At 68.5% G+C, this 26,991-nt stretch carries 22 protein-coding genes; 20 read left to right on the forward strand and 2 right to left on the reverse strand.

Annotated elements, in window-relative coordinates; all coding sequences use genetic code 11:
• Nucleotides 1–48: 48 nt before the first annotated feature.
• From BJQ94_RS08695 to leuA, 7 genes are all read left to right on the forward strand, one after another.
• A complete protein-coding gene (locus BJQ94_RS08695; RefSeq protein ID WP_265401153.1) occupies nucleotides 49–1,299 on the forward strand; it encodes an alpha/beta hydrolase-fold protein in 1,251 nt (416 codons plus the stop codon).
• Entirely contained in the window at nucleotides 1,299–3,833 is a 2,535-nt protein-coding gene (locus tag BJQ94_RS08700; protein WP_265401152.1) for a DUF2156 domain-containing protein, read from the forward strand. Before BJQ94_RS08695 ends, BJQ94_RS08700 begins: the two co-directional genes overlap by 1 nt.
• A 98-nt stretch (nucleotides 3,834–3,931) precedes the next feature.
• Complete coding sequence (locus BJQ94_RS08705) at nucleotides 3,932–5,821, forward strand: histidine kinase (RefSeq protein ID WP_265401151.1); 1,890 nt, start codon at nucleotides 3,932–3,934, stop codon at nucleotides 5,819–5,821.
• On the forward strand, nucleotides 5,818–6,507 hold the full coding sequence (locus BJQ94_RS08710; protein WP_265401150.1) for a response regulator transcription factor: 690 nt from the start codon (nucleotides 5,818–5,820) through the stop codon (nucleotides 6,505–6,507). Before BJQ94_RS08705 ends, BJQ94_RS08710 begins: the two co-directional genes overlap by 4 nt.
• 101 nt (nucleotides 6,508–6,608) lie before the next feature.
• The gene (locus BJQ94_RS08715; protein WP_265401149.1) at nucleotides 6,609–7,400 is read left to right on the forward strand and encodes an ABC transporter ATP-binding protein; all 792 of its coding nucleotides are present in this window, start codon (nucleotides 6,609–6,611) and stop codon (nucleotides 7,398–7,400) included.
• Entirely contained in the window at nucleotides 7,397–8,791 is a 1,395-nt protein-coding gene (locus BJQ94_RS08720; RefSeq protein WP_265401148.1) for an FtsX-like permease family protein, read from the forward strand. Before BJQ94_RS08715 ends, BJQ94_RS08720 begins: the two co-directional genes overlap by 4 nt.
• Nucleotides 8,792–8,947: 156 nt before the next feature.
• Nucleotides 8,948–10,714, forward strand: a complete 1,767-nt coding sequence (gene leuA / locus BJQ94_RS08725; RefSeq protein ID WP_265401147.1) for a 2-isopropylmalate synthase — start codon at nucleotides 8,948–8,950, stop codon at nucleotides 10,712–10,714.
• Between the two features lie 66 nt (nucleotides 10,715–10,780).
• Here the strand turns inward: leuA and BJQ94_RS08730 are convergent, their stop codons facing one another.
• Nucleotides 10,781–11,401 carry a hypothetical protein gene (locus BJQ94_RS08730; protein ID WP_265401146.1) on the reverse strand — a complete coding sequence of 207 codons (621 nt, stop codon included), beginning with the start codon at nucleotides 11,399–11,401 and terminating at the stop codon, nucleotides 10,781–10,783.
• Between the two features lie 176 nt (nucleotides 11,402–11,577).
• Nucleotides 11,578–12,324 (reverse strand): TRIC cation channel family protein, encoded by a 747-nt coding sequence (locus BJQ94_RS08735; RefSeq protein WP_345893494.1) that lies wholly within the window; start codon nucleotides 12,322–12,324, stop codon nucleotides 11,578–11,580.
• Nucleotides 12,325–12,412: 88 nt separating this feature from the next.
• Between BJQ94_RS08735 and recO the strand changes: the two genes are divergently transcribed.
• The 13 genes from recO to BJQ94_RS08800 all read left to right on the forward strand — a co-directional run bounded on the left by recO (nucleotide 12,413) and on the right by BJQ94_RS08800 (nucleotide 26,912).
• Nucleotides 12,413–13,135: a DNA repair protein RecO gene (recO, locus tag BJQ94_RS08740; protein ID WP_265401144.1), complete on the forward strand. Its 723-nt coding sequence runs from the start codon at nucleotides 12,413–12,415 to the stop codon at nucleotides 13,133–13,135.
• Nucleotides 13,132–13,950, forward strand: coding sequence for an isoprenyl transferase (locus BJQ94_RS08745; RefSeq protein WP_265401143.1), 819 nt, complete (start codon nucleotides 13,132–13,134; stop codon nucleotides 13,948–13,950). The genes recO and BJQ94_RS08745 overlap by 4 nt, the downstream gene beginning before the upstream one ends.
• 52 nt (nucleotides 13,951–14,002) lie before the next feature.
• On the forward strand, nucleotides 14,003–14,677 hold the full coding sequence (locus tag BJQ94_RS08750) for a DsbA family oxidoreductase (protein ID WP_265401142.1): 675 nt from the start codon (nucleotides 14,003–14,005) through the stop codon (nucleotides 14,675–14,677).
• Nucleotides 14,674–14,796 carry a hypothetical protein gene (locus BJQ94_RS08755; protein WP_265401141.1) on the forward strand — a complete coding sequence of 41 codons (123 nt, stop codon included), beginning with the start codon at nucleotides 14,674–14,676 and terminating at the stop codon, nucleotides 14,794–14,796. Before BJQ94_RS08750 ends, BJQ94_RS08755 begins: the two co-directional genes overlap by 4 nt.
• Before the next feature lie 122 nt (nucleotides 14,797–14,918).
• On the forward strand, nucleotides 14,919–16,082 hold the full coding sequence (gene dusB, locus BJQ94_RS08760; protein WP_265401140.1) for a tRNA dihydrouridine synthase DusB: 1,164 nt from the start codon (nucleotides 14,919–14,921) through the stop codon (nucleotides 16,080–16,082).
• Nucleotides 16,075–17,355: a deoxyguanosinetriphosphate triphosphohydrolase gene (locus BJQ94_RS08765; RefSeq protein WP_265401139.1), complete on the forward strand. Its 1,281-nt coding sequence runs from the start codon at nucleotides 16,075–16,077 to the stop codon at nucleotides 17,353–17,355. The genes dusB and BJQ94_RS08765 overlap by 8 nt, the downstream gene beginning before the upstream one ends.
• Nucleotides 17,343–19,199, forward strand: a complete 1,857-nt coding sequence (dnaG, locus tag BJQ94_RS08770) for a DNA primase (protein WP_265401138.1) — start codon at nucleotides 17,343–17,345, stop codon at nucleotides 19,197–19,199. The genes BJQ94_RS08765 and dnaG overlap by 13 nt, the downstream gene beginning before the upstream one ends.
• A 182-nt stretch (nucleotides 19,200–19,381) precedes the next feature.
• On the forward strand, nucleotides 19,382–21,016 hold the full coding sequence (locus BJQ94_RS08775; RefSeq protein WP_265401137.1) for an ABC transporter substrate-binding protein: 1,635 nt from the start codon (nucleotides 19,382–19,384) through the stop codon (nucleotides 21,014–21,016).
• A 148-nt stretch (nucleotides 21,017–21,164) separates the two neighbouring features.
• Nucleotides 21,165–22,238, forward strand: coding sequence for an ABC transporter permease (locus BJQ94_RS08780; RefSeq protein WP_265401166.1), 1,074 nt, complete (start codon nucleotides 21,165–21,167; stop codon nucleotides 22,236–22,238).
• A 2-nt stretch (nucleotides 22,239–22,240) separates the two neighbouring features.
• Nucleotides 22,241–23,317, forward strand: coding sequence for an ABC transporter permease (locus BJQ94_RS08785; protein ID WP_265401136.1), 1,077 nt, complete (start codon nucleotides 22,241–22,243; stop codon nucleotides 23,315–23,317).
• Nucleotides 23,314–25,047 carry an ABC transporter ATP-binding protein gene (locus BJQ94_RS08790; RefSeq protein WP_265401135.1) on the forward strand — a complete coding sequence of 578 codons (1,734 nt, stop codon included), beginning with the start codon at nucleotides 23,314–23,316 and terminating at the stop codon, nucleotides 25,045–25,047. Before BJQ94_RS08785 ends, BJQ94_RS08790 begins: the two co-directional genes overlap by 4 nt.
• A 4-nt stretch (nucleotides 25,048–25,051) precedes the next feature.
• Nucleotides 25,052–25,918, forward strand: coding sequence for a dipeptide/oligopeptide/nickel ABC transporter ATP-binding protein (locus BJQ94_RS08795; protein ID WP_265401134.1), 867 nt, complete (start codon nucleotides 25,052–25,054; stop codon nucleotides 25,916–25,918).
• A 1-nt stretch (nucleotide 25,919) separates the two neighbouring features.
• Nucleotides 25,920–26,912, forward strand: a complete 993-nt coding sequence (locus BJQ94_RS08800; protein WP_265401133.1) for a D-isomer specific 2-hydroxyacid dehydrogenase family protein — start codon at nucleotides 25,920–25,922, stop codon at nucleotides 26,910–26,912.
• Nucleotides 26,913–26,991: the final 79 nt, after the last annotated feature.

The raw sequence follows: 26,991 nt of genomic DNA on the forward strand, positions 1-26,991 counted from the left end.
TGTCCGCAGTCTGGTGCCGCGGTGCCACAGTGGATCCGGAGGCCATTCGTGAGCGCAATTCTGGACATCAGCATCGTCGGTGGTCCGCTTCTGTACGTGCTCTACGGGGTCACAGCAGCCGTTCTGATCGCTCTATCGGTCCGACGGTACCGATCCCCGCTGGTCGTGGCCAGCCTCACCGCCGTTCTCGGCGGCGCCGCTGTCGGCTGGATGATTTCCTGGCTGGTGAGCGACGTCTGGGATCTCTTCGGAGTGTCTTTGAGCACCACCACCAGACTCTGGGCGACCGGCTGCTGCGCTGCTCTCGCCCTTGTCGGTGTCATCATCGTCGCCGGCACTCGCTGGCGCAGGATCGTCGCCATCGTCGCCGTTCCGCTGCTGTTGCTCTCCGCCGCCGGCGGCGTCAACGCCGATTTCGGTCAGTTCACCACCGTCCGCACCGCGCTGGGCCTGCCGACCTACGACTCGCTCGCCGCTGCGACGGCGTCGTCGCCGGATTCCGTGACAGGCGTGGTCGGCACCGTGACGATCCCCGCAACGACATCCGGGTTCCCGGCGCGCTCGGCCCTGGTCTACCTGCCGCCAGCAGCGCGACGGGCCAATCCACCTGACCTGCCGGTGGTGGAGATGTTGTCCGGCCAACCCGGCAGCCCCGCCGACGTCTTCACTGCCGGCCACCTGGCCACGATTCTCGACAGCTACGCGGCTGGGCAAGGCGGTGTCGCCCCCATCGTCGTGGTGCCGGACCAGCTCGGTGCTCCCGACCTCAACCCGATGTGCGTGGACTCGGACCTTGGAAACTCCGCGAGCTACCTCACCGTCGACGTACCGAAGTGGATCAGGTCCCACCTTCACGTCGCCGCCGGTCCCGACAGCTGGGCCATCGCCGGGTTCTCCCAGGGTGGAACGTGCTCGATCCAGCTCGGTGCCGCACACCCCGAGATCTATGGCACCGTGCTCGATATCTCGGGAGAACTCGCCCCCCAGAACGGAAGCGTCCCCCACACCATCACGGCGGGCTTCGCCGGTGACGCCGCGGCCTACGCGGCCGCGGCTCCCGTCGCCGTACTCGGCACGCACGCACCGTACGCGAACCTCACCGTCATCGTGGCCGTCGGCGGCGACGACACCAGGTACCTGCCCTGGGCTCAAGCCGTGGTTGCGGCCGCCCACACAGCGGGGGCGAACACCCACCTCCTCGTCTCTCCTGGCACCGCCCACGACTGGCACACTGTGCAGTACGCCTGGACCCAGGCCCTCCCGCTGATCGCGGTCAGCACCGGATTGCCGGGCACCTGATGAGCGGTCCGCAGCCGATGCGGATGCGCCGGCTGGGCCGCCAAGTTCACCGTGCGCCGTTTTCGGTGGCCGTCGCCGGGCTGCTTCTCATCACCGCCGTGGTCACGGGACCGCTGACCGGCCCCTCTTCCGGGACTCGGCTGCTGTTCGGCACGGGCTACCACTCCGCCATCGGCCTGGGCCACTGGTGGTCGCCGCTCACCTCGGTTTTTCTGGTCGACAACGCCGCTGAACTGGTGCTGGCGGTTCTCGGTGCGCTGGTGCTCCTGGGCGCCGCTGAGCGGCTGCTCGGCACCGGGCGAACTGTGTTGGCCTTCGGCGTGACGGCCGTCATCGGAACCGGCCTCGGGCTGGTTCTGCAGGACCTCGGTGTCGCCGGGGGTGAGCTCTGGTCCCGCGGCGTGCGCGAACTTTGGGCACTCGATCCGTTCACCCCGATCCTGGGTGCGATCATGGCCGCGAGCGGGTTCGCCGGACCACTCTGGCGGCGGCGCATCCGGGTGCTCACCCTGGCCGCCACGTTTGTTTTTCTGCTGTACTCCGGCCAACCCACCGACCTCTATCGCCTGTTGGCCGTCCTCGCCGGCCTGGTCCTCGGTGTCGCACTGCGTCCCCGGCGGCGCGAAGCGGCCTGGCGGCGAAGTTCCGACCACGAGACCCGCACCCTGATCGGTGCGATTGTCGCTGTCCTGGCTGTCGGCCCAGTTGTGACGGTCGTCTCCGGTGGCCGGTTCGGCATCCTGGCCCCACTCGGGCTGCTGCTCACCCAGGAGGTGCCGTCGGCCAACGACGTGGTCGACCGCTGCCTGCTCCGGAATATCACCCGGCAATGTGTTCACGAACTGACCCTCGAGCGAGTCGGTGGGGTCGGGCCCATCCTGGTCAGTCTGCTGCCCCTGATCGCGCTCCTCGTCGCCGCGTATGGGCTCAGCAGGGGCCGTCGCTTCGCTGCGTGGCTGGCGATCGTCGTGAACACCGGGATGGCCTGCCTCGGCGCCTGGTATTACGGGCTGCTCCCCGTCTCCGGGCAGCCGTACTCATTCCAGTGGCGGTCCGGCCAGTACTGGGAGGTCGCGGTGGTGCTGGTCGTGTCGGTACTCGTCCCAGCGGGCACAGCGATTGCGATCGCCCTGACCCTGCGGCATTTTCCCGTTCGCACCCGGCCGGGATGCCTCCGACGCTTCGCGCTGATCACCGGCGGGGGGCTCCTGGGCCTCTCGGTGCTGTACCTGGGGCTCGGATGGCTACTACGCGATCACTTCAGGCCCGCCGTGACGCTGCTGGATCTCGTGACCGATCTGCCCGAGCGTTTCATCCCGGTCGGGTTCCTGCGGTTGGAGCGACTCTCCTTCCTGCCCGGCGACCCGCCGACGGTCGCGCTCTACCAGTGGGTCGGCCCGGCCTTCTGGCTGCTGGTCATCGGCGGTGCGATCCTGGCGCTACGCACCGGCGCCGTCGGCGCGCGGCCGGAGGACCAGGCGCGCGTGCGGAGACTGCTGCTCGCGGGCGGTGGCGGATCGCTCGCGCACATGGCGACCTGGGAAGGTACATCGCTGTGGTTCACCGATCCCGGAAGTCCGGCACGCTCGGCGGCCGTCGCGTACCGAGTCGTCAATGGCGTGGCCATCACGGTTGCGGAGCCGATCGGTGTGGATCCGGCCGCAGAGCATGCCCGGGCATCGGCCATTGTGGCTGCGTTCGCCCGAATGTGCGACGACCATGGCTGGGTCCCGGTGTTCTATTCGCTGCACGATCCCTGGCGACCGGTGTTCGAGCGGATGGGGTGGCAGACGATGGCTGTGGGGGAGGAGACCGTGCTTCGCCCGCATGACTGGGCCACCACCGGCAGGAAGTGGCAGGACATCCGTTCCTCGGTCAACCGGGCCCACAAACTGGGGATCCGCGCGGTCTGGACGTCTCACCGGGCACTCCCGCTCTGGCAGAGTGCGCAGATCGCGGAGATCTCCGAACAGTGGGTGCAGGAGAAGGGCCTGCCGGAACTCGGCTTCACCCTGGGCGGACTCGACGAACTGCGTGACCCGGAAGTGCGCCTGATGCTGGCGATCGACGCACACGAGCGGATCCTGGCGGTCACCAGCTGGCTGCCGAGCTACCGCGACGGTGCCGTGATCGGCTGGACCCTCGATTTCATGCGCCGGCGCTCCGGCACCATGAACGGAGTCATGGAGTTCCTGATCAGCGAGACCGCAGCCCTGCTCAAGGCCGATCCGACGGTCGAATTCCTCAGCCTGTCGGCGGCGCCCTTGGCCAGAGCCGAGACGCTCCCGGCCACCCGAGAGGGCGGCAGCGTGGCCGAACGGATGCTCGATTTCATCGGCCGTTCCCTCGAGCCGGTTTATGGATTCCGGTCGCTCTTCGTGTTCAAGCGCAAGTTCCAGCCCGAGTTCCACGCGTTGTTCCTGGCCTACCCCGACCCCGTGGCGTTGCCGGCAATCGGTGTCGCCCTGGCGCGGGCCTACCTGCCCACTCTCACGATGCGACAGGCCGCGGCCTTCGTGCGGAGCCTGACCTGACCTGATCGGCTACATCGCTGGGATGAATTCACCCGGCCCCAGGATGATCTCGCCCCCGGAGCGAGGGGGCGCGCAGCACTGAGCCCTACGCTGGGGTAATGGCTGCTCAGGGCTTCTTCACGCGCATGGCGCCGTACCGGTGGGCCCTCGAACCCTCCCTCGGAGCCGTGATCGCCCTCGCCTGGGGGAGCGCAGCACTCGCCTTCGGCTCCCCGTCGTCACTCTTCGTGGTCTGGTTCTTCGCGATCGCCGTCGCCCTCTCGAGGCTCGTCCCGATCGCGGCACTTGTGGTCTCCGCTGTGGGGATCGTCGGGGCGATGGCAGTGGCCACCGGCGATCCCGCCGGTGACCCTGCCACCCTGGCACTTCTGTTCGTCAGCGGATGCCTCGTCACCTGGGGCGTCGGCCTGGCCGGGAAACCGGCCGTGCGGTTCGTAGCGCTCGGCCTCGGGCTGCTCCTTAGTGGGCTCATCACGTGCATGTTGCTGCTGTCGGTGTACGTCCCCGGCCAGAACGGTTTGGACGGGATGCTCCGATTCTTCGCGCTGCTCGGCTTCCGGCTCACCGAAGGATTCCTGGCCACCGCGGTTCTGGTCGGCGGCTGGGTGGGCGCGCTGGTGCTGCGCGCTCGCGCGGACCGTCGCCCGGCCACAGACTCCGTCGATGACCTCACGGCGGAGACCTGGCTGATGAGCCCGACCTCCTCGGCCTGGCTGACCGGTCCGGCCCTGTTCGAGGGACGCAAGGGCTTCCGCCCGCTCTCCAGGCGCACCCTCGCCATCGACCTGGGTATCGCGGGAGCATTCGGGCTTGTCGGCATCCTGTTCGACCCGCGCAGCAGCCTGCTGTCTCTCGCCGTGCTCATCGGCCTCACTGCGGCACTCGCGGTGCGCAGACTGTCCCCGGCCCTGGCGCTGACGGTGGCCTGGGTCACCGCCCTGATCCAGATGCTCGGCGGTTTGCCGGTGCTCGGCACCGATGTCGCTATCCTCGCCGTGTTGTACGCCACGGCGGCATACGCGGACAGGTTCGTGCGCTGGGCCGGCCTGGTGTCGGTCGGTGTTGGCGCCTTGCTGGCCGCCGGCTATCTCAGCATCGTCCTCCGCGGGGTGACGTCCCTGGACGCGACGATGACGCAGGCCGACATCGCCGACATCGTCTGGTCGCTGGTCGCCATCTTCATCGCCAGTCTGGCCGTGCTCGGCCTCTCCTGGACCCTCGGTCTGCTCATGCGCACCTGGCATACCGCCAGGGACGGCCGGCTCAGCCAATCCAAAGCCGTGGAAGAACAACGGCTGGCACAGCGCAGTGTGGTCGTCGAGCAGGAACGCAACCGCATCGCCCGTGACATGCACGACGTGGTCGCCCACTCGCTGGCGGTGGTGATCGCGCAGGCCGACGGCGCCAGGTACGCCCGCGCCCAGAACCCTGAGGCCGTCGACCTCGCCCTGAGCACCATCTCCACCACCGCCAGGGATGCCCTCGGCGATGTCCGAATCCTGCTCACGCGACTGCGCCAGGACGACGCCGCCGGACCGCAGCCGGTGCTCGCCGACCTCGATCGACTGGTGGCCCAGATGCGCAGCACCGGCCTCGACATCGAGTGGACGACGACGGGCACCCCCACCACCCTCGGTTCCGGCGCCCAACTGGCGGTCTATCGCATCGTGCAGGAGGCGCTCACCAACGCCCTCCGCCACGGAGACGCAGGTCGGGCGGTATATTTGAGCCTCGCGTGGACGGACGGATGGGTCGCGGTGACGATTGACAACGCAGTGAGCACGACCCCGCTGACCGATCAGTCGGATCAGGCCGGTGAGATCGGCCACGGCCTGCCCGGCATGCGTGAACGAGCCCTCCTCGCCGGCGGTTCCCTGGCCGCAGAGTCCATCGGCGGTCGATTCATCGTGGCGGCCCGGCTGCCGGCCATCACCACCAACGCCCTGGTGCGTCCCGCCGCCGCGAGCCTGATGGGAGAGCAGCCATGAGCGAGGTTCCTCAGGCCGACGCCCCGCGGATCCGCGTCGCCCTCGTCGACGACCAGGCTCTCTTTCGGGCCGGCATCCGCATGCTGGTGTCCTCGCAGGCCGACCTGGAGTTCGTGGGGGAGGCCGGCAACGGCGCCGCCGGGGTCACCATGGCCGCCGCCGTGCACCCCGACGTGATCCTGATGGACATCAGGATGCCCGTGATGGACGGCATCGACGCCACCACGGCGATCATCGCCGAGGCCGAGGCCGCCGGCACCCCGCCCCCGCGCATCGTGGTGCTCACCACCTTCGAACTCGACGAGAGCGCCGGCCGCGCCATCCGCGGTGGCGCGAGCGGGTTCCTGCTCAAGGACGCCGACCCGGAATTCCTCCTGGCGGCGATCCGCACCGTGCACGCGGGGAGCGCCGTGATCGCGGCCTCGGCCACCCGCGAACTCTTCGCCCATTTCGATGCCCCGGCGCCGGTGCAGGAGGAACCCGCGGCCTTCGGCACCCTGACCAGCCGCGAACGTGACATCTTCGCCCTCGCCGCCCTGGGCCTCAGCAACGCCGAGATCGCCGCGGGAGAGTTCCTCAGCGAGGCCACCGTCAAGACCCACATCAGTCGCATCCTGGCCAAGCTCTCGCTCCGCGACAGGGTGCAGCTCGTCGTCTACGCCTTCCAGCACCGCCTGACGACCTGACGAGCGGATGAGCCTGGCCGGACTCGAATCATCCGCCAGTCGGTCACGATCCCTCCCCAGCACGACGCGGCAGCCGGGGCCGGATTCCTACCGTTGGAGGTATGGACAACACACCTTCTGACCCCTCCGCTTCGGACTCCTCTGCTGGGGAGCGTGGCCTCGCGGCCCGGGTCGCTTCCCTCAACAAGAGCTACGGATCCGCCACCACCGCGGTAACGGCACTGGACGACGTGTCGATCGGCATCCGGCGCGGCCAGTTCACCGCCATCATGGGCCCCAGTGGCTCCGGCAAGTCCACCCTGATGCACATCATGGCGGGCCTGGACACCGCAACGACCGGGCGGGTCTGGCTCGCCGACACCGAGATCACCGGCCTGGGGGATGCCGCACTCACCGTGCTGCGCCGCCGCCGGATCGGCTTCATCTTCCAGGCCTTCAACCTCGTGCCCACCCTCGACGTGCGCGGCAACATCCTGCTGCCGTTCGCCCTGGACGGCCGGAAGCCGAACGCCGCGGAAAGAGGCTGGATCGACCAGCTGATCGAGTCCCTCGGTCTGGGCGACAGACTGGCGCACCGCCCCCATGAACTCTCCGGCGGGCAGCAGCAGCGCGTCGCCATCGCCAGGGCCCTGGCCACCCGGCCGGAGCTGGTCTTCGCCGACGAGCCCACCGGGAATCTCGATTCCCGGACCGGCCGGGAGGTGCTGACCCTGCTCAAGGCCGCGAGCACGGGGTACGGGCAGAGCATCGCCATGGTCACGCACGATCCCGTGGCGGCGAGCTACGCCGACCGGATCCTGTTCCTCGCCGACGGCAGGGTCGTCGACGACCTGGGCCGCTCCTCCGCCGATGAGATCTCCCGCATCATGCTCGGCATGGAGCAGCGCGCATGAGCGGCCGCATCCGGGTCGCCGGCCGCGGCGCGAGCCTGCTGGTGGCGGCGCTCGCGTCGGCGTTCGGCGTGGTCCTTCTGCAGATCACGAGCATCATCGCCACTGTCGTCGGCGCCGGCGACGCGTCCGGCATCGGCGCCGTGCGCACCGCGCTGTCGATCGTCGCCTTCCTGTTCATCACGATCGCCGTCTACGTGAGCTCCATCGTCACCACGAACACCGTCGCGACGATCATCGCCGGCCGCACCCGCACCATCGCCCTGATGCGCCTGATCGGGTCCAGCGCGCGCGACCAGCGGCGGGCCGTGGCCCGCGACGGCCTCACGGTGGGCGCAATCGGCGCCGCCGCCGGCGCCGTGGCCGGAACCCTGCTCAGCATCGGCGGGCTCCGCCTCCTAATCCTCACCGAGGTGCTGCCCGATGGGGCCTACGTCCTCATCGAACCCCTCCTGCTCCTGCCGGTGGCGGTCGTCGTTTTGTCCACCTGGAGTGCCGCCTGGGTCGGGTCGCGCCGTGTGCTCACGGTCAGCCCGATGCAGGCCGTCGGGGCCGCCCAGGAACGCTCCCTCGACGAAACGACCGGGCGCCCGGCCCGCACCACCATCGCGGTCCTGCTGGTGGGCATCGGCCTGCTGTTCCTGGCCGGGGGCGTCGTGGTGGGCCAGTTGGCCGCGGAGGGCGTGTTCCTCGGCCTCATCGGCGGCATCCTCTCGTTCAGCGGGCTCATCCTCGGATCGCACCTGATCATGCCGCCCCTCCTCGGCCTGGTCGGCCGCTTGCTGGGCGGCAGCGCGCCGGCCCGCCTCGCCGCCGCGGTCGCGCAGCAGCACCCGGAGCGAAGCTCCCGGGCCACGATCGGTGTGGTCATCGGGGTCACGCTCATCACCATGTTCGCGGTGGCCGGCGCCACCTTCGAACGGATGATGGCCACCACCATGGAAGATCCGGCCGTGCGGCAGGCGATCAGCGAGACGGTCTCAACCAGCCTCGCGGTGATCTCGGTCCTGGTCGGCTTCAGCGCCCTGATCGCCGCCGTCGGCATGGTCAACAACCTGGCGCTCAGCGTGCTCCAGCGCTCCCGGGAGATCGGGTTGCTCCGGGCGCTGGGGTTCACCGGCGCCCAGGTGCGCGGCATGATCCTCGCCGAGAGCCTGCAGATGACCGTCGCCGCCGTGGCACTGGGCCTCGCACTCGGCGTGCTCTACGGCTGGGCCGCCGCCCAGTCACTGTTCGGGTCGGTGACCGGCGGCGGCCTCGTCGCTCCCGTCGTGCCGTGGCTGCTGGTGGTGCTGTGTGCGGCCGGGACTGCCGTGCTGGCGGTGGCCGCCACGATAGTGCCGGCGCGCCGGGCGGTGTCGGTGCCGCCGGTGAGCGCCCTCGCCGCGGTCTGAGGACTTTCACGGGACCGGAGCGCAAATCGGTGCTACCCTTTTTGTGTGCTGTTCGGTCTGCTCCTCCTTAGCTGCCGCGACGAGTCCTAATCTGAGGCCTCACTCGTCGCGGAGTTCGTCGTCGGCTGACCACCACTCGCGAGGAGACACCAGACAATGAAGAACAATCAGGCCGCATCGGCCATGCCGGTACACAAGTACCGCCCCTACCAAGACCAGTTCACGGTAGACCTGCCAGACCGAACCTGGCCGTCCAACCGCATCACCGAGGCCCCGCGCTGGTGTGCCGTCGACCTGCGCGACGGCAACCAGGCGCTCATCGACCCGATGAGCCCCGAGCGCAAGCGCATCATGTTCGACCTGCTGGTGCGGATGGGCTACAAGGAGATCGAGGTCGGCTTCCCGTCGGCAAGCCAGACCGATTTCGACTTCGTGCGCAGCCTCATCGACGACGGCGCCATCCCGGACGACGTCACCATCCAGGTGCTCACCCAGGCGCGCGAACACCTGATCCGCCGCACCTACGAGTCCATCCAGGGCGCCAAGCAGGCCATCGTGCACCTCTACAACTCCACCAGCGTGCTGCAGCGTGAGGTCGTGTTCCGTGAGGACAAGCAGGGCATCATCGATCTGGCCCTATTCGGAGCCCGCACCTGCCGCGCACTCGAAGCCACGGTTCCCGGCACCACCGTGTACTACGAGTACTCGCCGGAGAGCTTCACCGGCACCGAGCTGGAATTCGCCGTCGACATCACCAATCAGGTCATCGAGATCTTCGAGCCCACACCGGAGCGCAAGGTCATCGTCAACCTGCCCGCTACCGTCGAGATGGCCACGCCCAACGTCTACGCCGACTCCATCGAGTGGATGAGCCGGCACCTGGCCCACCGTGAGAACGTCATCCTGTCGCTGCACCCGCACAACGACCGCGGCACCGCGATCGCGGCCGCCGAGCTGGGCTACCTGGCCGGCGCCGACCGCATCGAGGGCTGCCTCTTCGGCAACGGCGAGCGCACCGGCAACGTGGACCTCGTCGCCCTGGGCATCAACCTGTTCACGCAGGGAATCGACCCGCAGATCGACTTCGGCAACATCGACGAGGTAAAGCGCACAGCGGAGTACTGCAACCAACTGCCCGTTCCCGAGCGCAGCCCCTGGGCCGGTGACCTGGTCTTCACCGCCTTCAGCGGTTCACACCAGGACGCCATCAAGAAGGGTTTCGAGGCCATGGCCGTCGAGGCCGCCGAGACGGGACAGAGCGTCGACGACCTGGTCTGGGCCGTGCCGTACCTGCCGATCGACCCGAAGGACCTGGGCCGTAGCTACGAGGCCGTCATCAGGGTCAACTCCCAGTCGGGCAAGGGCGGCGTCGCCTACCTGCTCAAGACCGACCACCACCTCGACCTGCCGCGCAAGTTGCAGATCGAGTTCTCCGGTGTTGTGCAGGCCAAGACCGACGCCGACGGCGGAGAGGTCACCAGCGAGCAGATCTGGGACATCTTCAACGACGAGTACCTGCCCGCCACCCACACCAACCCGGATGCGAAGTGGGGCCGGTTCGAGCTCTTCTCCACCCGCACCTCCAGCGACCTCGCCGGCGTCGTCAACCTCACCGTCGACCTGCGCGATTCCGACACCGTCGCCGGTGCGACAGCGACCGGCAACGGCCCGATCGCGGCGTTCCTGGGCATCATGGCCGAGCGCGGTATCGCTATCACGCTCTACGACTACGTCGAGCACGCCATGTCCGCCGGCGGCGACGCCACGGCCGCGTCCTACGTCGAACTCGACGTGAACGGCAAGCGGTTCTGGGGCGTCGGCATCGACCCGGACATCTCGACGGCGTCGCTGAAGGCCGTGGTGTCGGCGGTCAACCGCGGCATCCGCGCCGAAAGCGTCGATCGCGAACTGGCGGCTGTCTAGTACGACGAACGTCCCCGGCGCTGATGCGCCGGGGACGTTTGTCTGTCTGCTCGGATTTCTTTCGGGTCAGACCCGAAGTGCCCGCCGGGCGGCCTCCGGGCTGAGCGGCTGCGGCATCACCACAGGCTCGCCCTCAGGAGCCCCGAGCACCTTCGTGCAGTCCTCGATCGCCCCCGACAGCAAGTCGTAGAGTCGCTCATCGGTGTCGGGGATGCACGCCTCGGCGATGCCCTGCACCGAAATGCGGATGATCGACTCCGCGGTGCGGTCGGTGAACCTGGTCCGCGACCAGGAACCCACCGACCCCATGAACTCGCGCGCCCAGCGCTCGGTCTGCGGCGCCCTGTCGAAAGCGTCGCGCACCTGGTCGGACACATCGATGATGCTGCCCTCGTAGGGCCGGGACAGGTGCCGCTGGCAGTTGAGGATGCCGACGGCCAGAGCCCGCTGATGGTCGGCGCTGACCACCGGCAGGCCGGCCGTGGCAGCCCGGAGGGCTACCACGAGGCGCACCCGGGGGTCGTCACCGCGCAAACCGATCACGGAGGGGATCAGCATCATCAGGCGCGACCGGGCGTCATCCGATGTGCAGTCGTTCACCATGCGCGCCAGCGAGGCGAGCACGGGATGCGTGCACGCAGGGTGGTCGCTCCAGGCTTCGCCGGACAGGTGCGAGGCGAATTCCATGAAGCAGGCACCGCTACGTGGGCTCTTGTGTTTGCCCCGTGACAAGACGGGCAACAGGTCGGGCGCAGTGCCCTCGAATCGTTTCATGGAGTACCTCCCTGCGACGTGGTTGTACCCCAATACTGACCCCAGATTCCGGGAAAGGCGAGGCCAAAACAGCGCTGGGTGATAAATCCTCAGGAAAGACTGATGTCCTCGCCAGTCGCGGGATCCGCGGCGGCGGTGCGGCGCAGCCGTTTCCACGCGCGGAACGGGGGAATCGCGCCGCGGCGACGCCAGTGCGGCCAACTGCCGAGGGCCCGTTGTTGGGGCAGGCTCCAGCCGAAGCGGGCCGCGAGGACCCTGATCACGGTGGTGGCGACCACGCAGATGACCGCGGCAACGGTGATCTGCACCTCGAGCAGCACCAGCACCACGAGCAGCCCGCAGCCGACGAGCGCGGCCACGGCGTACAGCGAGCCCACGTGCATCACGGCGATCGGCACATTGAGCATCATGTCGCGCAGCACCGACCCGCCGACGGCGGAGACCACTCCCACGAACAGGGCGGGGATCTCCGGCAGCCCGGCAGCGAGCGCCTTGGTGGTGCCGATCACGCCGAACAGGCCGATGGTCACGGCGTCCAGGGTGATGATGAGCGGACCGAGCCGGTTGAACAGGCTCTGCAACAGCATCCCCAGCAGGGCGAAGGCCGCGGCGACGGGCAGGTACCAGTTGCTCAGCAGCGCCGCCGGCACCCCGCCGAGCAGGATGTCGCGGAGCAGGCCGCCGCCCAGGCCGACGGTGATACCGATGATCGAGATGCCGAGGAGGTCCATCCTGCGGTCGGTGAACCTGCCGGCGAACATCGCGCCCTGGATGGCGCCGATGGCGACGGCGACGAGGTCGGTCCAGAGCGGGATGGCGAAAAGGGGCGATGGCACCCTCAACATCTACCATGCGCGGCACCGGGTGCACGGCCGGCACGGCGCGGGCGCGGGCATCCGCCGCGGAGAGGTGGGAGAATTGACCGTGCCCGTTTATCGTGATGAAGCCGTTGTGCTGCGCACCCACAAGCTGGGTGAGGCAGATCGCATCATCACGCTGCTCACCCGTCAGCACGGCAAGGTGCGCGCCGTCGCCAAGGGAGTGCGCCGCACGGCGTCCAAGTTCGGTGCCAGGCTCGAGCCGTTCATGGTGGTCGACGTGCAGCTCTACCTGGGCCGCAGCCTCGACATCGTCAACCAGGCCGAATCCATCGCCTCCTACGGAGCGCAGATCACCGCGGACTACGGTAGCTACACCGCGGCGAGCGCCATGGTCGAGACCGCGGACAAACTCACCGAGTCCGAGGGCTCGCTGCAGCAGTACCTGCTCCTGGTCGGCGCCCTCCGGTCGCTGTCCCGCCGGGAACACGGCTCCGGTGCCACCCTGGACTCCTATCTGCTGCGCTCGCTCTCCATGGCCGGCTGGGCGCCGAGCTTCCACGACTGCGCCCGCTGCGGGGCGCCTGGACCGCACTCGGCGTTCGTGGCGCAGGTGGGCGGCATCGTTTGCGACAACTGCGCCCCGCCCGGCTCGCCACGACTGGACCCGGCCACCATCGCCCTGCTCGGGGCACTCCTGACCGGCGACTGGGCGTACACCGCGGCCGCAGAACCCACCACCCAGGCCCAGGCCACCGGGATCGTCGCCGCGTACACGCAGTGGCACCTCGGCCGGGGCCTTCGATCCCTGGAGCACGTGCGCGCATGACGCCGAACCCCTTCCGTTCCACCCCGTTCACTCATAAGGACGCCGTCGCGTTCAAGCCTCTCGACTGGACCGGGATCTACCCGCCCGCCCTGCCCGCCAAGGTCGTGCCAGAGCACGTGGCCGTCGTCATGGACGGCAACGGCCGGTGGGCCAACGCCCGCGGCCTGTCCAGGGTCGAGGGCCACAAGGCGGGGGAGGCCGCGCTCCTGGACGTGGTGGCCGGAGCGATCCAGATCGGCGTCAAGCACCTGAGCGTCTACGCGTTCTCCACCGAGAACTGGAAGCGCTCTCCAGACGAGGTGCGCTTCCTGATGGGCTTCAACCGGGACGTGCTGCACCGCCGCCGCGACCAGCTCAACGACTGGGGCGTGCGGGTGCGCTGGGCCGGCCGCAAGCCCAAGCTCTGGGCCTCGGTGATCAACGAACTGCAGTTCGCCGAGAAGCTCACGGCCGGCAACGACGTGCTCACCCTCACCATGTGCGTCAACTACGGCGGTCGCACCGAGATCGCGGATGCCGTGCGGGCGCTGGCCGAGGATGTCGCCGCCGGCCGGCTGAAGCCCTCCGGTATCACCGAGAAGTCCATCCAACGGCACCTGTACACGTCGGCGCTGCCCGATGTCGACCTCTTCGTGCGCAGCTCGGGGGAGCAGCGCACCAGCAACTTCCTGCTCTGGCAGAGCGCGTACGCCGAGATGGTGTTCCTGGACACCCTGTGGCCCGACTTCTCCCGCGTCGACCTGTGGCACGCGATCGAGCTCTACGCCTCCCGCAACCGCCGCTACGGCGGCGCAGTGGACACGCCCAGCGCCTGACCCGTTTCGGTCGCCGGGAATAACTGGAGGGGCCGCTCGGGTTAGCCCTCTCGTGAGCGAAACCATCAAAGTAGACATCTGGTCAGACGTGCAGTGCCCCTGGTGCTACATCGGCAAACGCAAGTTCGAGGCCGGCGTTGCCGCCTACGGCGACGACGTCGAGGTGGAGTACCACTCCTTCGAACTGGCCCCCGACACACCCGTCGACTTCGCCGGCAGCCCCGTGGACTACCTCAGCGAGCGCAAGGGCATCCCGGTGCCGCAGGTGCTCGAAATGCTCGAGCGGGTCACCGGCATCGCCGAGAGCGTCGGCCTGCACTACGACTACGACTCTGTGCACCAGACCAACACCATCAAGGCGCACGAGCTCCTGCACTACGCCAAGGCGCACGGCCTGCAGCTGGAGATGAAGGAGAGCCTGCTCAAGGCGTACTTCGTCGACGGCGGACACGTCGGCCGGATCGAGGATCTCGCCGACCTCGCCGCGACCGTCGGCCTGGACCGCGCCGACGTGGTGCGCTCCCTCACCGAGAACGAGTACCTCGCCGCCGTCAAGGCCGACGTCGCCCAGGCCGCTGAGTACGGCATCCAGGGGGTGCCGTTCTTCGTGATCGACGGAAAGTACGGGATCTCCGGCGCCCAGGACCCTGATACCTTTGCGCAAGCGCTGCGCCAGGTACAGAGCGAAAAAGTAGAAACCACGATCCCCGAGGAGACCAACGTATGAGCGAGAACACCACGAGCACCGTGACCGACGCACCGGCTGCTCCCCGCCCGATCATCCAGCTGCTCGAGCAGTCCGACGACGCCGGTGGATGCTGCGGCGGCGGCTCCTGCGGCATCTGAGCGACCCGCACAGCACCGTCCCTGTACAACACCGACCTGCACAGCCCCGCCCGGCCCGCGGTTTTCCACCGCCGGCCGGGCGTGGCGTTCCGGCACGGCCGGGTCTGGGAGAATTGGACGAGATGAACACTTCGACTCCCACGCAGAACCTGGTGTCCCCGCTTCGAATCGGTGACATCGAACTCGACGTGCCCGTGGTACTGGCCCCTATGGCCGGCATCACCAACACCGCCTTCCGCCGGCTCTGCCGTGAATACGGTGCCGGCCTGTACGTCAGCGAGATGATCACCTCCCGGGCGCTCGTCGAGCGCACCACGGAGTCGATGCGCCTGATCAGGCACCACGAGAGCGAGAAGACCCGCTCCATCCAGCTCTACGGCGTCGACCCGAAGACCGTCGCCGAGGCCGTCACCATGCTCGTCGCCGAAGACCGCGCCGACCACATCGACCTCAACTTCGGCTGCCCGGTTCCCAAGGTCACCCGCAAGGGCGGGGGAGCGGCACTGCCCTGGAAGATCACCCTGTTCCGGGAGATCGTCGAAGCGGCCGTCACGGCTGCCGGGTCCATTCCGCTCACCGTCAAGATGCGCAAGGGCATCGACTCCGACCACCTCACCTACCTCGAAGCCGGCCGGGTCGCAGAGGGCGCCGGCGTCGCCGCCATCGCGCTGCACGCCCGCACCGCCGCCGACTACTACTCCGGCCACGCCGACTGGTCAGCCATCGAGACCCTGAAGAACACCATCACGAGTGTTCCGGTACTCGGGAACGGCGACATCTGGTCGGCCGCAGACGCGCTGCGCATGGTCGCGGAGACCGGCTGCGACGGCGTCGTCGTCGGCCGTGGCTGCCTCGGCCGCCCCTGGCTGTTCGGCGACCTCGCGGCGGCCTTCCGCGGCGACGTCCTCAAGGCCGAACCCACCCTGGGTCAGGTCGCGGACGCGTTCCGCCGGCACGCCGAACTGCTCACCGAGTTCTTCGACAGCGAGGAACGCGCCTGCCGCGACGTGCGCAAGCACGTGGCATGGTACTTCAAGGGTTACCCCGTCGGCGGCGACCTGCGCGCCAGCCTCGCCTCCGTCGTGTCCCTTGAACAACTCGACGAACTCCTCGCGACCATGGACCAGGACCAGCCGTACCCCGGCATCGGCGCCGAAGGGCAGCGCGGCCGTGCCGGCAGCCCCAAGAAGACCTCGTTGCCCGAACGCTGGCTCGATTCGCGCGACATCGTCGGCGCAGAGCGCAGCAATCTCACCGAGGGCGAGGGGGACACCAGCGGTGGTTAATCAGACCGGGTACAGCGTTCACGACGAAGCCAGGTTCCGGCCAGAGGAGCATGACTCGAGCCGCAGCGACTTCGCCCGCGACCGGGCGAGGCTGCTGCACTCCAGTGCCCTGCGCCGCCTCGCGGCCAAGACCCAGGTGCTCAGCCCCGCCGCGGGCCTTGACTTCGCCCGCAACCGCCTCACCCATTCCCTCGAGGTGGCCCAGATCGGCCGGGAGCTCGCCCTGCGGCTGGCCCTGGACCCCGACATCGTCGACACCGCCTGCCTCGCCCACGACATCGGCCATCCGCCGTTCGGCCACAACGGCGAAAAGGCCCTCAACACCTGGGCCGCCGACATCGGCGGCTTCGAGGGCAACGCGCAGACCCTGCGCCTGCTCAGCCGTCTGGAACCGAAGGTGTTCGGCGAGAACGGCGAGAGCTTCGGGCTCAACCTCACCCGCGCCAGCCTCGACGCCAGCTGCAAATACCCCTGGGCCGCGGACTCCTCCGTGGCCGATCCGAGCGGCCGCGCCAAGTTCGGTTTCTACGAAGACGACAGGGCCGCCTTCGAGTGGCTGCGCGACGGCGCCCCCACCCGGCAGCTCTGCGTCGAGGCCCAGGTCATGGACCTCTCCGACGACATCGCCTACTCCGTGCACGACTTCGAGGATGCCGTCGTCAGCGGCTACCTCGATGTCGAACTGCTCAGCAGCCGCAGCGAGCACGCCGCCCTGGTCACCTCGATGTACGAGTGGACCGGTGGGCAGTTCAGCCACGACGAGCTCATCGCCGCCTTCGACAGGCTCGACGCCCTCGATGTCTGGGTGCACGGCTGGACCGCCGGGCGGCGTGACCAGGGCCGGTTGAAGAACCTGACCAGCCAGCTCATCGGCCGGTTCAGCGGCGCGGCGGTCTCCGCCACCCGGGCGGCCTACCCCGACAGCCACCTCATCCGTTTCTCCGCCCACGTGGTGGTACCCCGCGAGGTGCAGGCCGAGATCGGTGTGCTCAAGGGAATCGTCGCGGCCTTCGTGATGTCCACCCACGTTCGCCAGCCGCTCTACGTCGAGCAACGCGAGACCCTCACCTACCTCGCCGACACCCTGCTGGCCAGCGGCGACGAACACCTCGACCCCGGGTTCCGCGAGGACTGGGCGGGTGCCGCAGACGACGCCGCGCGCAAGCGCGTGATCGTCGACCAGGTAGCGAGCCTCACCGACCAGAGCGCCATTGCCCTGCAGCGCCGGTTGCACCTGTCGAGGGGCGTGAGGGTCGACGCATGGCAGGACTGATCCGGCAAGGCGACATCGAAGAGGTCAAGGCCCGCACCAACATCGCCGACATCGTCAGCGACTACGTCAGTCTCAAATCCGCCGGCGTCGGTTCGATGAAGGGCCTGTGCCCCTTCCACGACGAGCGCAGCCCCAGTTTCCACGTACGCCCGCAGGTCGGTTTCTACCACTGCTTCGGCTGCGGGGAGAGCGGCGACGTCTATTCGTTCCTGCAGAAAATGGACCACGTCAGTTTCGCCGAGGCCGTCGAACGCCTGGCCGGCCGGGCCGGCTTCGAACTGCACTACGAAGACGGCGGCAACGCCCCTGACCACGGCAACCGGGCCAGGCTGCTTGCCGCGAACCAGGCCGCCGCCGAGTTCTTCGTCGAACAGCTCGGCAGTCCGGGCGCCCAGGTCGGCCGCAACTTCCTCGGCGAACGAGGCTTCGACTCCCAGGCCGCCGAGAGGTTCGGCATCGGCTTCGCGCCGAAAAGTTGGGACGAACTCACCAAGCACCTGCGCGGCCGCGGTTTCAGCACGGAGGAACTCACCCTCTCCGGCCTGGTCTCCGCCGGCGACCGCGGCATCTACGACAGGTTCCGCGGCCGGCTGGTCTGGCCTATCCGCGACATCACCGGACAGACCATCGGCTTCGGCGCGCGCAAGCTGCTCGACGACGACAAGGGCCCCAAATACCTCAACACGCCGGAGACCCCGGTGTATCACAAGGCCCAGGTGCTCTACGGCCTCGACCTGGCCAAGCGTGACATCTCCCGCAACCACCAGGTCGTCGTCGTCGAGGGCTACACCGACGTGATGGCCTGCCACCTGGCCGGGATCACGACAGCCGTTGCCACCTGCGGCACCTCATTCGGCGTCGACCACATCAAGGTGCTGCGCCGGGTGCTCGGTGACGACAGCGGCGTCGGCGAGGTCGTCTTCACCTTCGACCCTGACGCGGCCGGTCAGAAAGCCGCCGTGCGCGCCTTCGCCGAAGAGCAGCGCTTCAACGCGCAGACCTTCGTCGCCGTCGCCCCGGAGGGGCTCGACCCCTGCGACCTCAGGCTGCACCGCGGCGACGACGCCGTGCGCCGCCTCATCGAGTCCAAGAAGCCCATGTTCGAGTTCATGATCCGGCAGCTCCTGGGTCAGTACAACCTGGACACCGTCGAGGGCAGGGTCTCGGCTCTCCGCGCCGCGGCGCCCATCGTCAGCGACATCCGGGATCCGTCGATGCGCCCGGGCTACGTGCACGAACTGTCCAGGATGCTGGGCATGGACATGGGCGAGGTCTCCCGCGCCGTCAACCAGGCCCAGTCCAGGTCCCGCACCGCGCCCGCCGCAGAGCCCCGGCGCGCGGGGGAGCCCGCCCCGGCCGCCAGGGAACACCAGTTCTCGCTCGTGGACCTTCCGGCCGACCCCGTCACCCGCATCGAACGGGACGCGCTGATGGCGATGCTGCAGCATCCGACCCTGGTGGGCCTTGACCTGGTGCAGCGCGCAGTGCAGACCGGAATGACCAACAGCTCCCTGGCCGTCGTGCGCGACGCCATCGCCACGGCCCTTCCCCATGCCGCCGCCCCGGACTGGCTCGCCACGGTGGTCGCGGAGACCCCGGCGCCCCTGGCCAACCTCGTCACCGAACTCGCGATGGCCCCGCTGCCCGAGCGTGCGGAACGGGAAGTGACCCGGTACGTGCGGGACATCACGACAGTGCTCATCGAGAAGGACCTGCTGCGCCAGAAAGCCGACCTTCTCGGCCGGCTGCAACGGGCGGATGCGACCAATCGTGAGGTCTACGTCGCCATTCAGCGCGAGCTCGTGCGGGTCGAGGCCGAGCGCCGCAACCTCAGAGAATCCTGACGTATCCTCGGGCTTTCAGGACAAATCGGTATATTGCGGCTGTATTAAGATGCACGCTCCAGTAGTCGCTGAACGCGCATTGTGTGCTAATTCTTGGAACACAGCAACGCATTTCTGCGCCTGACTGCAGATCTGCGAGCAATACCCCAGAAGAAATCACCTTGAGGAAGAGGCATTCGACTATGGCTTTTGTATCCACCAGGCGCGGCCGGTATATCGGCGTCACCGCCGGTCTCGCCGCCGCGGCACTTGTTCTCGCCGGCTGCTCCAGCTCCGGTTCCACGACGACCGACTCAGGCTCGGCGCCGCTGACGATCGGCACCACGGACAAGGTCACCACCCTCGACCCGGCCGGTTCCTACGACAACGGTTCATTCGCCGTGCAGAATCAGGTCTTCCCGTTCCTCATGAACACCCCGTACGGCAGCCCGGATGTCGAGCCCGACATCGCCGTGTCCGCCGAGTTCACCTCGCCCACGCAGTACACGGTCACCCTCAAGCCCGACCTCGTCTGGGCGAACGGCAACAAGCTCACCTCGTCCGACGTCAAGTTCAGCTTCGACCGCCAGCTGGCCATCGCCGCCGACAACGGTCCCTCGTCGCTGCTCTACAACCTCGAGAGCGTCGACGCCCCCGACGACACGACGGTGGTCTTCAACCTGTTGGCGGCGGACGACCAGATCTTCCCGCAGATCCTCTCCAGCCCGGCCGGCCCGATCGTGGACGAGGAGTCCTTCTCCGCGACCGAGCTCACCGCTGACGCCGACATCGTCAAGGCCAACGCGTTCGCCGGCCAGTACGTCATCACCAGCTACGACTTCAACAACCTGATCGGCTACAAGGCGAACCCGGACTACGCGGGCCTCCTCGGACCCGCGAAGACCGACGTCGTCAACGTCAAGTACTACGCGGACTCGTCCAACCTCAAGCTCGACGTGCAGGAGGGGAACATCGACGTGGCGTTCCGCAGCCTGTCCGCGACTGACGTCGACGACCTGCGCGGCAACGACAAGGTGAAGGTCGTCGACGGACCCGGCGGCGAGATCCGCTACATCGTCTTCAACTTCGACACCCAGCCCTACGGTGCGGCAACCCCAGAGGCTGACCCGGCCAAGGCACTCGCCGTGCGCCAGGCCGTCGCCGACCTCGTCGACCGTGACGAGATCGCCGACCAGGTCTACAAGGGCACGTACACCCCGCTGTACTCCTACGTTCCCGCCGGCTTGACCGGCGCCACCGAATCCCTCAAGGGCCTCTACGGCGACGGCGACGGCGCACCCGACGCCGACAAGGCCGAGGCCACGCTGGCAGCAGCCGGCGTGACCGAGAAGGTCGTGCTGAACCTCCAGTACAGCAACGACCACTACGGCCCCTCGTCCGGCGACGAGTACGCCCTGGTCAAGGACCAGCTCGAGGCCTCCGGCCTGTTCACCGTCAACCTGCAGACGACGGAGTGGGTGCAGTACTCCAAGGACCGTTCCTCCGACGTGTACCCGGAGTACCAGCTCGGTTGGTTCCCCGACTACTCCGACGCCGACAACTACTTGACGCCGTTCTTCCTCACCGAGAACTTCCTCGGCAACCACTACGTCGACCAGGAAGTCAACGACCTGATCCTCGAACAGGCCGTGACCGTCGATCCCGACGCCCGCACCGCGCTGATCGAAGAGATCCAGGACAAGGTCGCGGCGCAGCTGTCGACAGTGCCCCTGCTGCAGGGCGCCCAGGTCGCCGTGACCGGAACCACCGTGACCGGCACGTCCGACACGCTCGACGCGTCGTTCAAGTTCCGGTACGCTGCTCTGGCCAAGGGCTAGCCGGCGCGGTTAATTCCGAAACGGTTCGATCCAATTAGACGACGGGGGCGTTCGGCGCGATTTCTCGCTGAACGCTCCCGTCTCTGTGTGTACCGGGTGTACTGCCAGACCCGGCACGAGTGAGGTAGGAATGACGACTGTAGCGACAATGCCGGCGCCCAGTGCGGCCGGTCAGGCCCAGAAGAAGAAGCGCGGCTCGGGGGGCGGTCTCGGCCGGTACATCGCCGTGCGCTTCCTCCTGATCATCCCGACGATCTTCATCCTCGTGTCCATGGTCTTCTGGCTCATGCGCACCACGGGCGACCCGATCACGGCAGCCCTCGGCGGCCGGCTCACGCCTGACCAGCTCGCCGAGCGCATCCACGCCGCCGGCTACGACAGGCCCATCCTCATCCAGTACGTCGAATACCTCGGCCAGATCTTCACGGGCAACTTCGGCACCACCATCAGCACCAACCGGCCGGTGTCAGAGGTACTCATCACCTACGGCGCTGCCACCGTCGAACTCGCCTTCTACGCGCTCCTGGTCGCGTTCATCGTCGGCATCCCGCTGGGCATGGTTGCGGCATACTGGCGGGACAAGTCCCCGGATGCGTTCCTGCGCATCTTCGCCATCCTCTGCTACGCCACCCCGGTGTTCTTCGCCGGACTGCTGTTCAAACTGGTCTTCGCCGTGTGGCTGAAGGTGCTGCCCGTCGCCGGGCGCGCCTCGACCGGCGCCGAACTGCAGATGCAGCTGCTGCCGAACAAGACCGGTTTCTACACCATCGACGCCCTCCAGACCGGCAATCCGGCCGTGCTGACGGATGTGCTTTCGCACGCCGTGCTGCCCGCCCTGGCGCTGGGCCTGCTGACCGCAGGGGTCTTCCTCCGCCTGGTGCGCACCAACGTCATCGGCACCCTGGGCACGGACTACGTCGACGCCGCCAGGTCCAGGGGAGTGAGTGAGTTCAGGCTCGTGCGGAAACACGCCTACCGGCCGGCCCTGATCCCGATCATCACCGTGATCGGCCTGCAGATCGCCCTGCTGCTCGGCGGAGCCGTGCTCACCGAGACGACATTCGAATGGAAGGGGCTGGGCTTCATGCTTTCCCAATTCCTTCAGGCCCGTGACTTCGTCGCCGTGCAGGGCATCGTCGCCCTCCTCGCCGTGATCGTCGCCCTGTCCAACTTCATCGTCGACATCATTGCCGCCATCATCGACCCGAGAGTGCGGTACTGACCATGAGCGCCCCAGACGCCACGTTCCTCAAGCCCGCCAGGCCATCCATGCTCAACCGGTTGCCCATCGTCCACCAGCTCCGTCAGAGCGTCGGGTTGCAGCGCGGCATGCTCGTCGCCGGCCTCCTGGTGACGGCGGTGTTCCTGCTGACCGCGATCTTCGCGCCGGTGATCGCGCCGTACGGCTACAGCCAGCTCCGCGATGCCGCCGGGCTCTTCGGCGCCCAGCAGCCGCCGGGCGGGGCACACCTGCTCGGTACGACTGTCGGCGGTTACGACGTGCTCTCCCGGGTGCTCTGGGGCGCCCAGACCGCCCTGTTCGTGATCATCGTGGCCGTGGTGCTCTCCCTGTTCGCCGGCGTTCTGCTCGGCCTGGTCTCCGGCTACTTCGGCGGATGGCTGGACAGGGTGCTCGTGGTGGTTTGCGACGCGGTCTACGCCTTCCCGTCGCTGCTGCTGGCCATTGTCATGTCGATCGTCATCTCCGGTGGCAAATCCGACCTGGTCGGCGGGGTCATGGCCGCGGCGATCTCGATCACCGTCGTCTTCATCCCGCAGTACTTCCGCGTGATCCGCGCCGAAACCGTGCGCATCAAGGCGGAGGCCTACGTGGAGTCCGCCCGGGTGCTCGGTGCCGGCAACCTGCGGATCATGTTCCGGCACGTGCTGCGCAATGCCACCCGCACCCTGCCGCTGATCTTCACGCTCAACGCCTCTGAGGCGATCCTCACCCTGGCCGGCCTCGGCTTCCTCGGCTTCGGCATCGAACCGACCGAGGCTTCAGAGTGGGGCTACGACCTCAACAAGGCCCTCTCCGACGTCACCAGCGGAATCTGGTGGACGTCCCTGTTCCCCGGCCTCGCCATCGTGCTCGTGGTGCTCGGCATCACCCTCGTGGGCGAAAGCCTCAACGACCTGGCCGATCCCCGGCTGCGCGGTCGACGCGCCGTCGGCGCCTCCTCCGGTCTCGTCGCGGAGACCTCCGTGGTTCCCGGCGGCACCCTGATCGCCGGACCCGGCGGTCTCGACGGCCTCGAAACGGGCCAGACCCACAGCACAGCCGAAGAGGCCAACTCATGAGCGACACCCGCACCGACCAGCCTGCCTCGACAGTCCAGCCTGCCTCGACCGTACTGAGCATCGACAACCTCGGTGTCTCCTTCGCCACCGACGCCGGAGCCGTGCGCGCCGTGGACGGTGTCACCCTCAGCGTGCGCCGCGGCGAAGTCCTCGCGATCGTCGGCGAGAGCGGCAGCGGCAAGACCGTCACCGCCAAGACGATTCTCGGCCTGCTCCCGGAGACCGCGGTCTCCGACGGCGCCGTCATCCTCAGCAGCCGGGACGGCGGCAGCTCCAACAACGTCATCGCGTTGAGCCGGAAGCAGCTGCGCCAGGTGCGCGGCACCGATGTGTCCATGGTGTTCCAGGAACCGTCCACAGCCTTGAACCCGGTTTACACGGTCGGTTGGCAGATCATGGAGGGTATCAGGGCCCACGGCACGGTCAGCCGCGCCGACGCCAGGGCGAAGGCCATCGAGATCCTCGGCCGGGTCGGCATCCCCGACCCGGAGGTGCGCATCAACTACTACCCGCACCAGTTCTCCGGCGGGCAGAAGCAGCGCGTCGTGATCGCCATGGCCCTCGTGCTCGAACCCGGCCTCATCGTCGCCGACGAGCCCACCACGGCTCTGGACGTCACCGTCCAGGCAGAGATCCTCGACCTCCTCCGGCGCTGCCGGGACGAGTTCGGCACCGCCATCGTGCTGATCACCCACAACATGGGCGTCGTCGCCGACCTGGCCGACAGGGTCGCGGTGATGTACCAGGGCAAGGTCGTCGAAGAGGCGGATGCGGCCACCCTGTTCACCTCCCCGCAGAACGAATACACCCAGAAGCTCCTCGCCGCGGTTCCCTACGTGGGCCAGGGCGTGGTGCGTGCGGCGGAGCGAGCGGAGGCCCGCACCCCGCAGTGGTCGGCCCAGGCGCCCGTCGTTGTCGCCGAGGACCTCCGCATCCAGTACCCGGGCCGGTTCGGCCGGCCGGGCTTCGTGGCCGTGGACGGCGTGACCTTCTCCATCCGCCCCGGCGAGGTCCTCGGCCTGGTCGGTGAGAGCGGATCCGGCAAGACCACCATCGGGCGCGCCATCGCCGGGCTCACCCGCGTCACCGACGGGTCGCTGTCGGTGCTCGGGCACGAGATGAACGGCTTCAGGGAACGCAAGTTCAAGCCGCTGCGCAGCGACATCGGGTTCGTCTTCCAGGACCCGGCATCCAGCTTCAACCCCCTGCTCACCATCGCCGAGTGCGTCGCGGAGCCCCTCGTCGTGCACGGAAGGGCCGCAGGACCGCGCGCCGCCCGTGCCAGGGTCGACGAGCTCCTCGAAGCCGTGCAGCTGCCCAAGGCCTTCGGTGACAGGTACCCGCACGAGCTCAGCGGCGGGCAACGCCAGCGCGCCAGCCTGGCCAGGGCGCTCGCCCTCGAACCTGCCCTGCTGATCGCCGACGAACCGACCAGCGCGCTGGATGTCTCCGTACAGGCCAGGGTGCTTGAGCTGTTCGCCGAACTGCAGCGCGAGTTCGGTTTCGCGGCCCTGTTCATCAGCCACGACCTGGCCGTCGTCGACATCCTCGCCGACCGCATTGCCGTGCTGTACCACGGCCGCCTCGTCGAGGAGGGCACGGGGGCGGAGGTCCTCGGTGCCCCCCGGGATCCGTACACCCGGCGGCTGCTCGCCTCACTCCCCGTGCCGGATCCGGCCGCCCAGGCAATCAGGCGTGAGGAGCTGCGAAAGCTGCGTGCGGCAGAATAGGGCTATGAGACGCGTCGAAGCAGAGCCGGATCCGATCGTCACGAGCGACCTCACGGTCGAATACCCGGCGCACGGCGCCAGCTCCGCGTTCGTCGCGGTACGCGGGTTCACCCTCACGCTCGCGCGCGGCGAGGTGCTCGGGCTCCTCGGCGAGAGCGGCTCGGGCAAGAGCACCCTGGCCAGGGTGCTCTCCGGGGCCGACGCCGGGAGCGGGCACGGCGACGTGCGAGCGCAGATCACGGGCGGCCAGGCCAGCGTGCAGGGCTATTCGCTGCGCCGCATCAGTCGCCGCAAGCTGGCCAGGCTCACCTTCGGTGTGGGGATGCTCAGCCAGGACGCGGCGACGACGCTGCCGGCCAGCCTCACCGTGGCCGACATCGTCGCCGAGCCCGTTCTCGAGCGCGACCGGCGCTACGACCGCGCGGCACTGGAGACTGCCGTCGCAACCATGGTCGATGCCGTCAGGCTGCCGCTGTCCCTGCTCGGCAAGTACCCGTACGAACTCAGCAGCGGCCAGCGCCAGCGAGTGGCCCTGGCCCGGGCACTGGTCTTCGGACCGGCGCTGTTGATCGCCGACGAACCGACCGCAGGGGTCGACGCCCTGGTGCGGGACGACATCATCGACCTGATCGGCGAACTGCAGCGCGAGCGGGCCTTCTCCGCCGTGCTGATCAGCAACGACCTGGCCGTGCTCAAGCGGGTCGCCGACCGCATCGGCGTCATGCACGAGGGCGTCCTGGTGGGCCTGGGCAGCATCGACGAGGTGTTCGACAACCCCTGGCACCCTTACGTGGCGGAACTGGCCGCAGCGCTGGCCCTCGGCACGGGCGACGAGGAGCCCGAGACCCTCGACCCGTCGGCCGAGGCCTGACATGGCCGGTCAGCACCGGGCGGTCCTCGCCGACGAACCAGAGCGCGGACCGGACGCCTGGCGCCCGGTACCCGGTCCCGTCGCCATCCTTCCGACCGGGTCACCGGTCTTCGCCGACGCCGTCGCACGAGCCGGGGGAGTGCTGGGTCCGCTGTCCGGTGACACCAGGGGCATCATCTGGCTGTCCTACGCCCGTGCGGCGGAGCTGGGCGACATCCTGGAGCAGAACCCCCAGGTCGGCTGGGTTCAGCTGCCCTGGGCCGGCGTGGACGCGTTCAGCGGCGTCCTGAGCCGGCACACCCGCCCCGACCTCATCGTGACGAGCGCCAAGGGGGCATACGCCCAACCGGTGGCCGAGCACGCCCTGGCGCTGGTGCTGGCGTCGATGCGCCTCCTGCCGGAGCGGGCGAGGGCGCGGTCCTGGAACGCGGTGCCGGCGGGGGAGTCGCTCTACGGCCGCACCGTCCTGATCGTCGGAGCCGGCGGCATCGCCCGCGAGCTGATCCGGCTGCTGGCGCCGTTCGGCACCCACATCGTCGTCGTGCGGCGGAGCACGGAACCTGTGCCAGGAGCCGCTCGCACCGTCGCCTCCGACGGGCTTACCGCCGAGCTGCCCCACGCAGACGTCGTCGTCCTGGCCGCAGCCCTGACCGGCGGCACCCGGCACCTGCTGAGCCACGCTGAATTCGCGCTCATGAAGCCCACTGCACACCTGGTGAACATCGCCAGGGGCGCGCTGGTCGACACTGGCGCTCTCGTTGAGACGCTGGCCAGGGGCGCCCTGGCCGGCGCGGCGCTGGACGTGACCGATCCCGAGCCGCTGCCGGACGGCCATGCGCTGTGGACAGAGCCCCGGTGCCTGATCACCCCGCATATGGCCGACACGCCCGAGATGACCGCACCGCTCCTGGCCGAGCGAATTCGCCTCAATGTGGCCGCTTTGCTGGGAAACGGGCCCTTCATCGGGGTCGTCGACCCCGCGGCCGGGTACTGAGCGGTACCGTCGATTTGGCGCACGGCGATCTTTTGGTAAAGTAGCTACGCTGTTCAAGCGAAGGAAACTCTCGCCTGAC

It is taken from the genome of Cryobacterium sp. SO2 (genome assembly GCF_026151165.2).
Lineage (GTDB): Bacteria > Actinomycetota > Actinomycetes > Actinomycetales > Microbacteriaceae > Cryobacterium.